The organism is Streptomyces sp. NPDC048603 (assembly GCF_043199475.1).
In the GTDB taxonomy this organism is placed as follows: Bacteria; Actinomycetota; Actinomycetes; order Streptomycetales; family Streptomycetaceae; genus Streptomyces.
In genome coordinates, this window is record NZ_JBICVY010000005.1 from 511,027 (window position 1) to 525,721 (window position 14,695).

The following is a 14,695-nucleotide window of genomic DNA, read 5'->3' on the forward strand; positions in this document are numbered from 1 at the left end:
GCTCACGCGGCGGTCCCGAAGTCGGACTGGCCCGGTGTGACCTTGGCGATGGCTCGGGCGGTGATGCCGTCGGAGGCGGCCTTGGAAGCGGCGGCCAGCTCACCGGCGCCCGGTTCGAGGTACCAGGGGCGAAGGTCGAGCATGGCGGCGCGCAGGCCGGTCGCGAAGAGGAGGGCGGTGCCCTTGGGTAGGGAGCGGATCCGGTCCGCGGGCAGGATCCGTTCCTGCCGCATGCTGATGGAGGTGGACTTGCCCGATTCCGAGATGCTGGTGGACTTGGTCTCCACGTCGTGGTCGCCGATCAGCCGGGAGAGCTTGTCGGCGAAGTCGGGGTCGTCGATTCCGGCCCCGATGACCTTGATGGTGGCGGCGCTCCACATGGCATCCATGCCTGCGTCGCCCCAGACTTTCTGGCCCTGGCGGTAGGACTGCAGGATCGTGATCGGGATGATCCCGCGCGAGCCCAGGTGCGAGTACAGGTCCGGCAAGTCCGATATTTTGCACACGTTGGCGGCCTCGTCGAGGATCGCGAGCATGGGCGGGTCGAGACGTCCGCCAGTCCGTTCGGCTCGGGCGGTCGCGGCCCGCATCACCGAGTCCGCGCACGCTGCGATGAGCGCCGAGGCTCCGCCGCCACCGTCCTTGGAGAGAAGGAACAACGTGTCGGTGGAGGCCACGAACTCGGCCGGTCGGAACTCCGGTACGTCCTTCTGCGGGGTCACCCAGGCGGCGATGTCGGCGCTGAGCAGGGCGGACGCGTACTGTCTCGCGGTCTCGTAGATGCCGTCCCGGGTTTCCGGCGGGCCCTCGACCGTGCCCTTCAACTGGGCTGCGACGGAAGTGAATCCGTGGTCGCGCAGGATGTCGAGCGGTCGCCGGTCGGCGGGAAACGCCAACCAGGTCATCACGTCCGTGATCGGGCGGTTGTCGAGGGCCGCGGCCAGGAACAGCTGGCTCAGGATGTTACTGCCGGCCTTTGACCAGAAGTCGCCCTGCTGGGAGGCGTCCACGGACGCGGCGAGGAAGTGGCCGGCCAGCCGGTTCGCTCCCTCCAGGGACTTGGCGTCCGCAAGGGGGTTCCACCACATGGTGCGCGGTGCGTGGGCGATCTGCTGGGGGTCCATCGACCACACCCGCCCCACCCGGCTTCGGGCGTCGAGACAGGTTGTATAGGCATCGCCGGCGGCCTTGTTGCTGGTCAGGAGTACGGCGCCGGGGGCGGCCAGGATGGACGGGATCGCCAGCGAGGTGGTCTTCCCGGACCGTGGTGCCATGATCGCCACGGCGACGTCCTCGTACCCCATGCGGACTTCGGTCCGGGTGCCTTGCAGGTTGCCGAGGAGGATCCCGGTGTCGGAGGGGGCGATCCGGTCGGCTTTCTTCAGGCTGGGGCGCAGGCTGCGGGCTTTGGCGGTGATCGCGGCGGCCAGGAGCGGTTCGATGTCCTTGGCTTTCGCGGTGCCCTGGACGCGGTGCTTCTTCCCGCCGAACATGCCCTTGTGGCGGCTCCACCAGAGTCCGCCGCACGCGGCGAGGGCGAGCAGGGCCACCGCGGGCAGGACGCGGGTACCGATCAGCAGGGACGTATCTCCCAGGCCGGGCCAGAGCTGGTCGGGGCGTATGAGGGCGTCGGCGGGCCGGTAGGCGGCCCAGGTGGTGCCGGTGGCCAGGGCGGTGAGGTTGCCGCTTAGCCAGGTGAGGTGGGCGAGGGGGATGGCGACGGCGAACAGGCCCAAGAGGACCTTGAAGGCTATGTCGTAGCCGTCGGACGAGGAGGAGTTGGGCTGGGGCAAGGGCGGCGCTGTTCCGTGAAGGGGCGGGGGTGGGAGTGAGGGAGAGGCTCAGCGGGTGCGGCGCGGCAACGGCCCGCCCGGCGGCTGGGGAGGCAGGGGCTGGCTGGTGCGGGAGGCGGTGAGGCGGTCGATTCGGGCCCGCAGGGCGTCCTCGGCCTGCTGGGCGGGGACGCGTTCGCGGGCGATGCCGACGCTGTACCGCAGGAAGGTCGCCATCTGCTTCTCGTCGCGCAGCAGCGGTTCCGGGGAAGAGAGGCCGGCGAGGACCGCGGTGACCAGGTGGGGCGGGGTGTGGTCGGAGAAGTACGCCTGCCAGGCCGTTCGGTCGGTCGGCTCGGAGGACCAGGGGCCGTCGAAGGCGGTGACCTTGATGTGCACGGCGCCGAGGGAGTGACGGGAGACGGTGACGAACTCATCGGGCGAGTAGGCCCGGTGGTCCAGAATGGAGCGGTGCCATGAGGCTTGTTCCAGGACCTGGAGCGGGTCCGTGGGGCTGTCTGCGGCCGGGGTGGTGAGGGCGTCGGTGGCGGCGGCAACGATCTCGGCGGGCGTACGGGCGCCGAAGCGCGTGGTCCACGCTTTCCCGTCGTTGTCGGCCCCGGTGTGGCAAAGGGTCCACCAGTGCTCGTCCGGGCTCGGGTTGAGCAGCAGTTCGGTCTGGTGGTCACGGCTGGTCAGCCGCACGACCGGGCTGAGCGGGAGGTGCGCTGCCCGCCAGCGGAACGCCTGCTGCAGCGGGGCGGTCACCCAACGGGGATCCCCGCCGCCGGCCAGGTAGCGCGGCGCGACCTGGGCCAGTACCGGGGGCTTGCCGGGCTCGCTCACTGGTGCCCGTCTGCGGTGACGGTGAGGGCGATGTGGTTGGCGGTGACGGCGCGGCGCGCGACGGCGAGTTCGAGGGTGTCGGCGTGGGTGGCGAACAGGCCGATGCGAGCGGAGTCGAGGTCGCCTTCGGGCGGCAGGAGGACCTCGTCGCCTTCGTCCTTCAGCCAGGCCGGGCCGTGCACCCACCCGGTGGTCTCGGCGAAGCCGGCGGGGACGGCCCGCTGGGTCAGCGTTCCGGAGGCGGGGGCGTAGAGGACCTTGATGGCAACGGCCTGCTGCCGGGTGGGGGGCGAGGTCGGGCTCCCAGCCGACGGCGAGGTCGGCGGCGATCCGCGGCAGCGACAGGCCGGTGGCCCGCCAGACCGCCCAGCCGATCCAGTCCCCGCCGATCCGGCCGTTGACCTCGATCACGCGCGGCCCGGTAGGGGTAAGCCGCAGCTCCACGTGCTGGATGCCGTTCACGGTCCTGGTGGCCTTCACGGCCGCCGCGGCGACGGGCGCAACGGTCTTCAGCAGCGGGTCGCCGGCGGTGAGGGTGTGGCCGGTCTCCTCGAACAGCGGCTCGGCCCCGAGCTCCTTGCGGGTCACCGCCACCGCGGTCGTCACGCCCTGGAACGTGACGCACTCGACGCTGACCTCCTCGCCGGACAGGTACTCCTCGACCAGTACGACGGTGTTGTCGCCGCCGTGGAGCTGGACACCGCGAGTGGCGAAGGCGTACGCGTCGGCGAGGTCTTCCTGGGCCTCGGCCTTGATCACACCGATGCTGCCGCCGACCGAAGCGGGCTTGACGACCACTGGATAGCCGATGGTGCTCGCCGCGCCAAGGGCCTCCTCCAGGGAGGTGGCGGCCAGGGACTGGGCGGACGGTACGCCGTGGCGGCCGAACGCGGCGCGGCTGGCGGCCTTGTCCCGGCAGGTCCGCACCGACTCCACGCTGGCGGTGGCCAGCCCGAGGTGCTCGGCCAGCCGGGCCACCGCGGTCAGGTGGGCCTCGGCCCAGGTCACCACGCCTGCGATCGGCCGGCGCGCGGCGAGCGCCTCGCCGGCGGCGAGGAGAGTGGCCTCGTCATCGAGGTCGCCGACGATCTCGTGGTCGACGACGTAGGGCTGCTCCCAGGTGAGGGGGCCGGCGGTGATGGCGGCGACGTCATAGGCGTCGGCCACCTGGCGCAGGCAGTAACCGCGGTAGATGTCGTCACCCGGGGCGACGACGAGGACGAGCGGGCGGTGGGACAAGCGGACTCCAGGGCGGAAGGGAAGAGGGAGGGGTTGGTTCAGCGGCGGGTCGTGTGACCGGCGGTGGACGGCGGCGCAGGCGATGGCGGGGTGGCGGCGATCCGGGGCCCGGTGGCGGCGCGTAGCGCGACGGCGCGGATCTCCAGGACGGCGCGGCCGTGGACGGACCAGCTGTACAGGGCGTTCCACGCCTCCGCGTTGCGGGCATCGACTGCGGCGTGCCGAGCTTCGCGGCTCGCATGGGGATGGGCCGCGAGGAGCTGTTGGTACTCCGTCCTTGTGGCGTTGACTTGGTCGAGCGCGTCTCGCAGTTGGCCCAGTTGCCAGGCCCAGCGCTGCTGTACGGAGGAGACGGGGGTACGTTCGAGATCGGCTTCGGCGGCGTCGAGCAGGACGCTGGCCTCCTCGCGGAGGGGGCTGAACGCTGTCCATACCGCACGGTCCCGTTCGGCCTTGCGGTCGTCGTAGGTTTCCGGGTCGTACGGCCAGCCGTCGAGGTCGGTGTGCTCGTCGGAGTAGAGGTCCCAGGCATCGAGCGCCGTGTCCGCCGCGCGCAGGAAGGCGGCGAGACGGCCGGTGATCTCCTGGTGGCCGAGGGGGGCGGTGCTGCCGGATGGGGAGGGTCGGGGCAAGGGCGGGCCTTTCCGAGGGCTCAGAGGCGGGGTACGCGGGAGGGTGCCGGGCTTGGCGGGGCGGCGGCCGGGGCCGGCGGGCGGGTGGTGAGGCGGGTGCGGCGCTGGGAGCGGGCCCGGGCCTGGGCGGCGTCGACGCGGGAGAAGTGGGAGTCGACCGCCTGCTGTGGGGTGAGCGGGCTGTTCTCCTGCCGGGCGGCGTAGTGGTCGAGATCGTGCATGCCGCGCAGGACGGGGGAGGTGGAGACGAGTTGCTCGGCCAGGCCGGCCATGAGGTGGTCCGGGACAGGGCCGCTGATCCAGATCTTCCAGATCGGCGGGCCGCTGCACTCGGGCTTGGCCTCGATGCGCCACGCGAGGTGGTCTGGTGAGTCGTTGAAGATGGGACGCAGTTCGGCCCGGATCGGCAGCCTCGGGTCGGGTGAGAGGGCCTCGCCCGTTCCGCCCGGGCGGAGGTCTACGCTCCAGCCCGCCTTCCGCATGTGCTCCCACGGACCGCTTTCGCCCCGGCGGGGTCCGTCGAGGAGGCGGTCGGTGAATCCGGCGATGATCTCCGCTGGCACCATCCGGTCGAAGGAGGCGTTCCACGACCAGTCGACGGAGTGGATCCGCCACCAGGAGCTGGAGGAGGCGAACGGGTCGATCACCATCTGGTGCTGGCCCTCGTCGACGCCGGTCAGGACGATCCGCGGGTCGCCGGGGGCGGATGTGAGGGTCCACCCAGCGGCGAGCAGGGTGTGGGTGACGTGGCGGGGGTCACCGGGCCCCGCGAGGTGGCGGGGCGCCGTCTCGAAAGGGATCTTCGTCTGGTGGTCGTTGGCGTAGGAGGCCCGCTGGGCGGGGCTTACTGCCACGGGGCCGCCTCGGCGGGGCTCATGCGGACGGGCGCGGTGCGCAGGGGTTCGAGGGTGAGGTCGAGAAGGCGCAGGTCCTGCAGGACGGATGCGCCCTCGATGTATTCGCCCAGGGTCGCCTCGACGGTGTCGGTGCGGGGGACGGTGGTCTCCTGGGCGAGGTAGCGGGCGATGCCGCGCAGGGCTTCACCGAGGCGGACTGCGGTGCCTGTGTCCGCGTCGACAAGTGCCGCGATCAAGGCGAGGGCCTCGGTCACGTGCGGGCCGGTCCGCAGGTAGGCGGTGAGGAGGTGCAGGGTGTGCGCGGAGGCACGGATGTCCTCGGCGGTCAGCCGGGTGGTGTGTCCGTCAGTCATCGAAAGCTCCAGGGAAATGAGGGTGGTTCAGCGGCGCTGGGGTGTCGGGCCGTGGCCGGGAGGTGGGTACGCCGGAGCGGACGGCTGGGGCCGGGCAGTCGGGGTCAGGCGTCGGCCCAGGGCGGCGCGCAGATCGTCGAAGGTGCGCGATGTCGCCGTGTGGGTGCTGAACTTCCCGTACACGTAAGGGGGCTGGTCCCCCGTGCGGTAGAGCGGGGCGGGGTCGGTCAGGGCGGCGAGGAATCCGGCGACGGCCCCGGGCGGAGCGTGGTCGTCGATGTACGCACTCCACACCGACTGATGCTCCTTGCCGTCCGGGTGCGGAGCGCTGACGTGCACCCTCCACGTCCAGGCCGGTGGACCGGTAGCGATGACGCGCTCCTTGAGCACGAAGGCGGTCGGCGGGGTTCCGTCGAATTCGGGCGGAGCGAGCAGTCCTTCGAGCCGGTCGTCGTGGACTTCCGTCCACCCGTTTGCACGGGCCTGCTCCCACACGTCTTCGACGGAGCGGTGCGGGCCGTCGGGGCGGGTGAGGGCATCGGCGGCACCCGCGATGATCTCCACCGGCGTCCAGGCTCCGAAGGCCATCTGCCAGTGCCTGATCCCTTCGGCGGGCAGGAAGCGCCAGGCGGTCTCATGCCTGTCCGGGTGCGGTAGTTCGAGCGTGAGGTGGAAGCGCTGGTCGGGTGAGGAGAGCAGGACGTGGGGGTATCCGGGCACGGAGTGGTCCCTCCACCCGTGGGCCATCAGGTGGCCGGTGACCCACCGGGGGTCGCCGCCGCCCGCGAGGTGGCGGGGTGTGACCGCCATGACGGCGCGGTCTGCGGCGAATTTCGGGCCCAGGGCGGGGGTGAGGAACGGGGAGGAGGGGTCCGAGTGGTTCATCGGGTCCTTGCGTAGCCGGACGTCCTGGCGCCGGTGCGGGTGCGGGTGCGGGAGGAGACCCAGTTACGGCTCCAGGCTGCGGCGCGGGCGGCGGAGAGGCGGGCCTGCTGCCAGGCGCCGAGCTGGTCGGGCAGGACGGACACGGAGGTGACGCGGATACGCCTGCTGAGCGGGACGTGTCCGAGCGGGCGCATCACCGGCTCCGGGTCGGCCAGCGCCGTGGTCAGCGACTGCACCAAGTGCAGCGGCGTGCTCGCGGTGGCCTGCGCGTTCCACACCGGCCCGTGCTCGTTGCGGGCACCGACCCACCAGTGGTTCTGGCTTCCGTCACCACCGGGTTGGACGTACTGCACGACGGCGTGCCGGTCGGGGCTCTGGGCGACGAAGTAGTCGTCCGACTGCATGCTCCACGACTTCTCGGTGAGCGGCGCCCACACGTTCGGGGCATGCGCCGAGCGCGGCTTGGTCAGCGCATCGGTCAGGCCCGCCACGATCTCCACCGGGGTCTGCGGGGTCAGGGTGACCTGCCAGGCCGGCTGATGTCCGTGTGCGGCCCCGTGGACCTGCCAGCCGCCCGGCGGCTGGTAGGCGACGCGCACCATCTGGTCGGGCGAGTCGAAGGCGAGCATCGTGCCGGACTGGCGGGCGATGTCCTTCCAGCCCGACGCGCGCAGGAACTCTCCGACGTGGCGCAGGTCCCCGCCGCCGGCCAGGTAGCGGGGCTCGACCAGGTAGTGCTGCTGCGCCTGCTGGGCCTGGCCCCAGCCGGTCCACTGCTGTCTCTTGCTCAACGGTGCCTCCCGCGCGCCACCAGGGCAGTGGCCTGCGTGGCGGCCGGAGAGGACGTGGTCAGGGAGCGGCGCGAGGCGATCTCCTCGAACACTTCCTGGTGTTCGTCCAAGTCGAGGGCGAGGTCGTGGAGGGAGTTGGCGGTGCGGCCGAGTGCCAGCCACATCTCCGCGGGGAAGACGCCGCTCTGGGCGTGGTGCTTGGTGACGTGGGTGCCGGTGCCGACCAGGGCCGTCAGCCTGCCGAGGATGCCGTTCTCGGCGTCCAGGACCTGCTGGAGGATCTGTGCGGCCTGCTGGGGCCCGGCCTGGGACAGGTGTGCGGAGAGCTGGTCGAGCTGGCGGGTGATGCTCTCGGTGAGCGTGGTGGCGGGTGGGGTCATGGGCGGTCCAGGGGGCTGTGCCGTACCCCCGACAGTGGTCAGCGGGTGTGGCGGTGGATGGGGGCGGCTGGCGCGTCGGCGCGCGGCGGCGGTGCGAGGCGGGGCCGGTCGGGGCCTGCGGCCTTGACGACGGCGGCGCGCAGGTAGCGGCGCAGCAGGAAACGGGCGAGCCGCGGGCGGCTGGCGGCGTTGAGAGGTGGGACGCGCGGCCGGTGGCCGGTGCTGCCAGCGGATGGCTGGGCGGGGGTTGAACGGTGCTGCGGACGGGTCACCGGGTGCGGGCGGTGGTCCGGGCACCGGGCGGCGGAGTAGGCAGCGCGACATCCGTGGCAGGGCGGGCTGCGGTGCGCAGCACGGTGGCGATGCCGAGGCGGGCGAGGCGGGCGCCGGCCACCTGGACGGCGTGGGCCTGGGCGCGGGTGTCGTCCCCGGAGAGCACGTACGCGCCCGTTGAGCTGTTCCACGCGAATCCTTCGCCGACCAGGGCTTCGGCTGCGGGCCGGGTGGTGGTGACGGCCGCGAGGGAACCGTCCTCGAGCCAGGTCATCACCACCTGCTGCGGCTGCGATCCGGGGGCGGGCAGGGGCTGCGGGGGGTTCATCGCGTTGTGCCGGACCTGGGCGAGCGCGATGTCGTAGCGGGGCAGAAGCTCGGCGGTGATGGCGCGGGCGGCGCGCTCGGGATCGGCGGGCACGGCGATCCCGTCGGGTTCGCGGACCCCGGCGAACGCCTCCGGGGCGACGCCGGACGGAGCCATGGCGGCCACGAGGAACTCCTCCTCGTGCCGGGGATGGAGGGTGACGTACAGGCGGGTGCCGTCGTCGCAGGTGAGGTGGGCGTCTGCGCCCAGGGCGCACTCGGCGAGGGCGGCGGCTGCGTCGTTGAGGTCCCAGACGTCTTCTGCGTGCAGGAACTGGTCTTCGTGTCGCTGGTGTTGGTGGTGCTGCACGGTCCAGTTCCCGGGGAGTTCCTCGGCGAGGATGGTGGCGAACGACTCCACGTCGCGGCTGTCGTCGTCGGGCAGGGTGCGGGGGGCGGGCATGGGCTCCTCGAATATGGGGCGGGGGTCATCGGGTCCGTCCGGAGGCGGTAGTGGCTGGTGCGGCCGGCGGGGCGGCGGGCAGTGACGTGCCCGGCCGGGCTGGGGCCGTGGTGCGGCCGGCGAGTTCCGCGCGGGTGTGCAACAGGTCTGCGGCGATGGGACCGAGCCGGTGCTCGGCCAGGTAGCCCATGCGGGCCGCGATGTGCCGGTCCGCGGGTCCGCCGAGGCCGTCGTAGAAGCTGGCCAGGGAGTGGAGGAGCTGGTCCAGGGAGGCGAGGATGCCGTCGTGCGCGGCGGTCACCTCCTCCAGCCGGTCGGACACTTCGGCCGGGCTCGTCGCCTCGCGGATGGCGGTGGCAAGGTTGGCGATGGACCGGCCGTCCGTCACGTAGCGGTCCTGTGTCGTCGGCGTCGCGCATTCGGCGTCGGCCTCGACCCGGTAGCCGGCTGCCTGGAGCCGGGCCACCGCGAGCTGGGCCGCTGCGGCCTGCTCCGCCGGCGCAACGGTTGGCGACATCCGGTGCCAGGTCGTGCCGTGAACCTCGCGGAGGAAGAAGGTGCGTTCCAGGATGCCGTGGGCCAGCCCGTCACCGCCCCGGGCGATGATCCGGCCGGTGGCCGTGTCCCGGGCGACCGTGACGGGTGCTGCCTTGCGCGGGGCGGCAGGCTCGTTCACCGGGCCGCCACCCGCGATGCGGCAGGCGCCTGCACCGGCCGGGCCGGCGCGACGGAGGCAGCAGCCGCGGGAGGCTGGAGTCGGGAGGCGATCTCGCCCAGCTGCTCCTGCAGCCCGTACAGGCGACGGGCGGCCCAGAACAAGTCCCGTGCGGCGGCACCTGTTTGGTCGCCGGGCAGCGCGGCGGCCTGGCGGCCGACCTCTTCCACGAGCTGCCGCACGGCGGCGATCGGGCCGGACTGCTCGGCGGCGAGCTGCCGCAGGATTCCCGAGAGCGGGCCGGCCGCGGTCGGCACCCGCGGGGAGACGACGTGCTCCAGACCGGGCGCCGGTTCCTGGTGTGCGGAGTCCTGCCAGTGGCTGGAGTGCAGGAGGAGGTCGGCCTCGATTTTCCGTGCCTCGGCGACCAGGGTCTGCAGGAGGCGTCGGGGCTGGGCACTCCAGGTGCCGTCGAGGCGGATGAGGTTGGCGATCACGTCCAGGCGGCCGGGCTGGGCTTGGATGGCGATCCACTGGCATGCCTGGTCGTCGCCGGGGGGCGCTATCCCGGCGACACGGGCGATCCGGTAGCCGATCTCGGACCACTCGGCGTGGTTCAGCTCCCGGTCCAGCGGATGCATGTGCGCGGTGACGTGGAGGATTGCGCGCCGGTCGCCGTCGGGACCGGAGGCGAGTGGGTACTCCAGTGACGGGTCGGCAAGATGGGCGGCCCACGTCGCCGAGCTCCAGATCTCGTCCTCGTCGCTGTAGTGGTCCAGCCGGTTCGAATGCGCCACCACCGTGCCACCGGGCTCGGTGGTCAGGCCTTCATCCATGCTGATCTCCCGCCCGAGGGCCTCGGAGAGGGCATCCCTGGCGGTCACGTCACGGGAGTGGATTGCAATGATCATGGTCTCGCTCTGGGGGATTGCATTTCGAAGGGATGACAGAAGGGCTGGCGCTTTCGGGGCGGCGGTATGGCCGTGGTCAGCGCCCGGGCCGGGCGTCGGCGGCGTGGACGAGCTGGGCGTGGGCGGTAAGGGAGTACCAGCGGCAGTCCACGACCTCCTCGCCGTTGCCGAGGCGCTTGACCAGGTACTCCCGCAGCGCCTTCTGGTGCATCAGGCACTCCGGGCATCGCGTGGACAGGTGCACCAGGTAGCGGGGGTGGGCGGTGATGTAGGAGCGGTCGCCGCCGTTGGGGTCGAGCAGCCGCCACCCGTCCTCGTCGGTCGGGGTATGCCAGGAGGGGACCACGACCTTCATCGCGTCGCCCCACAGCTCTCCGCCGGCGGCGCCCTTGAGGATCACGACGTGCTCGCCGGGGCGGAAGTGCTGGTGGGTGATGTCCCGCTTCGGGGTGAGCGGGTCGGGGGGCAGGTACACGGGGCGGATCTCGGGCACATCGGTCCTTCCACGAAGACGCTGGGCGGCGGTGGAAGACAAAGGGTCCGGAGAATCCCCGGTTTCCGAAACCGGGACTTCGCCGCTATATTGCGCGCCGCGCGCCTACCGGAACGGGTTCTCGGTCGGCCGGTCGCGGTCGTCGGCAGCCTCCAGAAGCTCGGGCAGGTCGGTCCCCTCGGCCTCGCGCTGGTCGACCCACCAACCTGCCCTCGTCAGCAGCCGGACCTGCTCCTCCAACTGGGCCCAGTCGGCTTCGTCCCACGTACCCTCGGTGACCAGCGCGGTGTATGCGCGGGTCACCAGCTGGTGGCGGGTGCGCTCGCCCCAGCCCAGGATCTTCTCGGGACCTTCTAGGGGCGGCATGTCGAACTGGGTCGCCCAGTCCGCGGCGGCGGCCTGTTCGTCCGCGCGCTTGGCGGCCAGCCACTCGGCCGTGCTGGCGGCATCCGCCTGGTGATCAGCCCGCCAGCAGTCGGTGCACTGCCGGGCGGCGAGCCAGCGAGCGTATCCAGCGCGCTGGTCAGCCGAACGACTCGACAGGTCATGGGTGTTGATGTGTCCACAGCTGTGGACAATCTCAAAGGACGTGGGGACCCCCGGGGAATTCCTTTTGATGGGCGCTACGTTCGAGGTCGGGCTGCTGGTCTGGGGCTTCAATTCGAGTGCCTTTCGTTGGCGGTTGGGGTGGTGGCCTGCGCCGTTGCGGAGGGTCGTGCATCAGATGCGTGATTTATGCGGCGGACGGAGGTGGTCTGGAGCGTGTGGCGGTGGTCTCGGGGACGCTTCCGCCTTCTGCGTCGTCTCAGCGTGTCCTGCGGATGGCGTCTGTGGCCGCTGTGGCGATGGCGACGGGAGCGCTGGAGGGCCGGGGCAGGTGCAGCAAGGTGGTCCCTGGCAAGTGGTGGGACCCCGCGGTGAGGGTGAGCTGGAGTACGGCGCAGCCGGCGGTCGTGAGCTGCTTGACGCGGGTGACGGCTTGAGCGGTTTCGTCGCTGCCGTACCGGGCGTCGGTGACGATCACGAGGAGGCGGCCGGCGCCGGGGCGGCTGAGTTCGAGGCCGTGGTCGAGTGCGTCGATGGCGTCGCCGAGGTTGTGGTGGCCGCCGTTGGCATCGAACGTCGTCACGCGCTCTGGTGCCCGGTGGGTGGGTCGGGTCAGTGCGGTCAGGTGCCTGTCGTAGGCGATGGTGGCGGTGAGGGAGTCGGGGTCGGTCAGGGCGGCTGCGCGTGCCACGATCCAGGCGGCGGACGCGACGGGCGCGCAGGCGGCACGCATGGAGCCGGAGACGTCGACGGCGATACCCACACGCAGCGGTGGGGTGGGGGAGTTCCGGCGGCGGGTGTGGGTGAACGGTTCCGCGGTGGGGACCGACCCGGCCGCGCGCTGAGCGTCACGGGCGAGGGCCGCGCGCATGTTGAGGCGGCCGGGCGGGGTGGGGCTGGTGGTCCGCTCCTCGGTCCGCTCGCGGTAGGCGGCGGCACGCAGAGCGCGGCTCAGGCGCGAGGCGGCACTCTGCTCGGCGGCGGTGGGCCGGCGGGTGCCAGTGACCGGGCTGCTGTAGGGCGCCGGTGTGCCGTCGGGGGCGATGGTGGTGCCACGGGCGTTGAAGACCGACCGGGCGGTGGCGGCGGCTTTGCGTCGCTGGCCGGCCCGCTGCGCGCGGTCCTGCGCCTGCGCCTTGGACTGCGCGGCCATGGCGCTGGTCGCTGCGGCCTGTGCTGCGAGGTCGGCGGCGTCGGTGGCTGCCGTGCTGTCCATGACGACCCCCACGGCGCCGGACAGCAGATCAGTGAGGTTCTCCGGCATGGGCAGGGCAGGGGCCGCGGTGTCCAGAGCGTCACACCATTTCTGAGCGTGCGCGAGCATGGTCGTGGCGTCGTGGTCGGCACACTGGTGGGCTGCGGTCCAGATGCGGGTGAGTGTGGCCAGCAGGTCCGCGCCCAGCACCTTCTCGCACAGATCGGCAACGGCCCGGGTCTCGCCGGCGTCCAGGATGCCGACGTCACGGCGGCCGAGGACCAGGGCCGCCACGCCGGCGGCGTGCTCGATGCCCTGGAGAGTGGGGTGGGTGATGTCGGGCATGACCAAGGTTCGGGCACTGGTGCGCAGGTACGTGCGGTCCGTGGGCCGCCTGATCAGGTGTGCGCCTTCGACGCGGCTCTCCTCCAGAAGGAGCGCGGCCTCGACGACACGGGGGTCCGCTCCGGCAGGCTGCGTCCAGACGGAGTGGGCCGCGTGCGCGGCCTCGTGGACGAATACTCCCCAGGCGGCGGGATACCGCTCCTCGTCGCCCACGATCCGCGGATGGATCTCGTGGGGCTGGAGCGGGGCGAACAGGCCGGCGTCGAACTCGACCTCTCCCAGAGTGGGGAAGAACGCAGCCGGTGCGCCGCTGCGGGTGCCGGGGCGGCAGGTGACGAGGAGGTCCTGGCGGCCGGAGAGGGCGACCAGCCGGTCGCCGAGTTCGGCTCCCACGCGCAGCCACGCGTCCGGGGAGGAACGGGGTTGCGCGGGCGGGGCGCCGTCGTCGTCCCATCGTGCGAGGTCGACGTCGTCGTCCGGCGTGGTGGCGGGGGACTGGACGTGGTGGTGGGCGCTTATCGCGAGCGACCCCGGTGCGCGGAGCCGGTGCTACCCGGCGGCTGCCGGACGGCCGAGGCGGAGAGCTGCTTGCCGAGGGTGAGGGGAGCGACCTCCTTGACGCCGACAGCCTTGATGACGGCGGCGGCGACGGCGTCGCGATCCTCCAGAGGAGCGATGCCGACCAGGTTCGCAAGCGCGGCCTTGGTGCCGAGGACGGCCTCGGTCTTCTGGTAGCTGAGCAGTTCCCGCAGTTGGGGGGCCCAGCCCAGCTCCCCGAGTTCGACTTGGCGGGCGAGGTGGCGGGCGACCCGGACCGCCCGGGCATCGATCCTCAGCGCCAGGGCGAGGTCATAGTCCGTGCCGATCTGGATCTGCACGCTGAACCGGCTCGCGAGCGCCTCCGTCAACACCGCCCCGTGGACGCCGGGATTGTGGCCCGCCACCACGTAGAAGCCCGGCTCGGCCTTGATCGTCTCGCCCTTGTGGGCCTTGACCTGGATCTGCCTGCGCCCGTCCATCGCGGGATACAGCGCCGCCAAGACCTTCGGCGAGATCAAGGTGGCATCGTCGATCAGCAGGGCGCGGCCCTCGGTCATCGCGGTGACCAGCGGACCGTACTGGAAGACGTAGCCTCCGCCGTCGGCCTGCGTGTACTCGCCGATCAAGTCGCCGACCGTGGTGTCGCCGTCACCGGCGACGGTGAGCAGGTCCGGGAACGCCGCCTCCACCAGCGACGTCTTGCCGGTGCCCGGAGGGCCGTAGAGCAGCACCGGCACGTCGGCGTCGCGCAGGCGATTCAACGCCTCGACGTCGGGCAGATCGGCCAGCTCCCGGGGGTGGTAGAGCTGGCCCCCCGCGCGGCGGATCGGGCCGGTCTGCCTGGTCGTGGCTGCTGCGGGAGTGGTCGTGCGGGCCGTGGTCGTCTGGGCGCGGGGAGAGTGGGTGCCCGGTGGGCTGATCACAGCGGTCTGCGCGGCTGCGGCGGTTTTCGCGTTCGCGTGGAACTCCGGTTGTCCGGTTCCGCTTTGGTTGGCCTCGCCGCGTCGCACCAGGGTGAGGGCGGCGTTGCGGACGGCGCCGTGGGAGTGGCCCAGCTGCCTGGCCATGTCCCCGATGGTGAGCGTGCCCGTCGGCCGGTCGGCCAGCAGTCGGGCCACCTTGGCTCGTAGCTCGCCGCCCTTGGTGCGCACCGGACTGGCAGGCGCTCCGGGTGTGGTCAAAACAAGGTCCCTTCAACAGGTTTGGGTGCGGG

At 72.0% G+C, this 14,695-nt stretch carries 15 protein-coding genes; all 15 read right to left on the reverse strand.

Annotated elements, in window-relative coordinates; genetic code table 11:
• Positions 1-2 precede the first annotated feature (2 nt).
• Positions 3-1,793: a type IV secretory system conjugative DNA transfer family protein gene (locus tag ACGFQ9_RS15090; protein ID WP_393574200.1), complete on the reverse strand. Its 1,791-nt coding sequence runs from the start codon at positions 1,791-1,793 to the stop codon at positions 3-5.
• A 48-nt stretch (positions 1,794-1,841) separates the two neighbouring features.
• Entirely contained in the window at positions 1,842-3,857 is a 2,016-nt protein-coding gene (locus ACGFQ9_RS15095) for a DUF317 domain-containing protein (protein WP_393574201.1), read from the reverse strand.
• Positions 3,858-3,895: 38 nt separating this feature from the next.
• Positions 3,896-4,489, reverse strand: coding sequence for a hypothetical protein (locus ACGFQ9_RS15100; protein ID WP_393574202.1), 594 nt, complete (start codon positions 4,487-4,489; stop codon positions 3,896-3,898).
• A 20-nt stretch (positions 4,490-4,509) separates the two neighbouring features.
• Positions 4,510-5,343 carry a DUF317 domain-containing protein gene (locus ACGFQ9_RS15105; protein WP_393574203.1) on the reverse strand — a complete coding sequence of 278 codons (834 nt, stop codon included), beginning with the start codon at positions 5,341-5,343 and terminating at the stop codon, positions 4,510-4,512.
• Positions 5,334-5,699, reverse strand: coding sequence for a hypothetical protein (locus ACGFQ9_RS15110; protein WP_393574204.1), 366 nt, complete (start codon positions 5,697-5,699; stop codon positions 5,334-5,336). The genes ACGFQ9_RS15105 and ACGFQ9_RS15110 overlap by 10 nt, the downstream gene beginning before the upstream one ends.
• Before the next feature lie 27 nt (positions 5,700-5,726).
• Positions 5,727-6,584: a DUF317 domain-containing protein gene (locus ACGFQ9_RS15115; protein WP_393574205.1), complete on the reverse strand. Its 858-nt coding sequence runs from the start codon at positions 6,582-6,584 to the stop codon at positions 5,727-5,729.
• The gene (locus ACGFQ9_RS15120) at positions 6,581-7,375 is read right to left on the reverse strand and encodes a DUF317 domain-containing protein (RefSeq protein WP_393574206.1); all 795 of its coding nucleotides are present in this window, start codon (positions 7,373-7,375) and stop codon (positions 6,581-6,583) included. The genes ACGFQ9_RS15115 and ACGFQ9_RS15120 overlap by 4 nt, the downstream gene beginning before the upstream one ends.
• Positions 7,372-7,755, reverse strand: coding sequence for a hypothetical protein (locus ACGFQ9_RS15125; protein WP_393574207.1), 384 nt, complete (start codon positions 7,753-7,755; stop codon positions 7,372-7,374). Before ACGFQ9_RS15125 ends, ACGFQ9_RS15120 begins: the two co-directional genes overlap by 4 nt.
• 268 nt (positions 7,756-8,023) lie before the next feature.
• Positions 8,024-8,797, reverse strand: coding sequence for a hypothetical protein (locus ACGFQ9_RS15130; protein ID WP_393574208.1), 774 nt, complete (start codon positions 8,795-8,797; stop codon positions 8,024-8,026).
• Positions 8,798-8,822: 25 nt separating this feature from the next.
• Positions 8,823-9,473, reverse strand: coding sequence for a hypothetical protein (locus ACGFQ9_RS15135; protein WP_393574209.1), 651 nt, complete (start codon positions 9,471-9,473; stop codon positions 8,823-8,825).
• A complete protein-coding gene (locus tag ACGFQ9_RS15140; RefSeq protein ID WP_393574210.1) occupies positions 9,470-10,363 on the reverse strand; it encodes a relaxase/mobilization nuclease in 894 nt (297 codons plus the stop codon). The genes ACGFQ9_RS15135 and ACGFQ9_RS15140 overlap by 4 nt, the downstream gene beginning before the upstream one ends.
• Positions 10,364-10,439: 76 nt before the next feature.
• Entirely contained in the window at positions 10,440-10,856 is a 417-nt protein-coding gene (locus tag ACGFQ9_RS15145; RefSeq protein ID WP_393574211.1) for a hypothetical protein, read from the reverse strand.
• Positions 10,857-10,961: 105 nt separating this feature from the next.
• A complete protein-coding gene (locus ACGFQ9_RS15150) occupies positions 10,962-11,222 on the reverse strand; it encodes a hypothetical protein (protein ID WP_393574212.1) in 261 nt (86 codons plus the stop codon).
• 439 nt (positions 11,223-11,661) lie between these two features.
• Positions 11,662-13,461, reverse strand: coding sequence for a hypothetical protein (locus ACGFQ9_RS15155; protein WP_393574305.1), 1,800 nt, complete (start codon positions 13,459-13,461; stop codon positions 11,662-11,664).
• A complete protein-coding gene (locus tag ACGFQ9_RS15160) occupies positions 13,458-14,600 on the reverse strand; it encodes an AAA family ATPase (protein WP_393574306.1) in 1,143 nt (380 codons plus the stop codon). The genes ACGFQ9_RS15155 and ACGFQ9_RS15160 overlap by 4 nt, the downstream gene beginning before the upstream one ends.
• Positions 14,601-14,695: the final 95 nt, after the last annotated feature.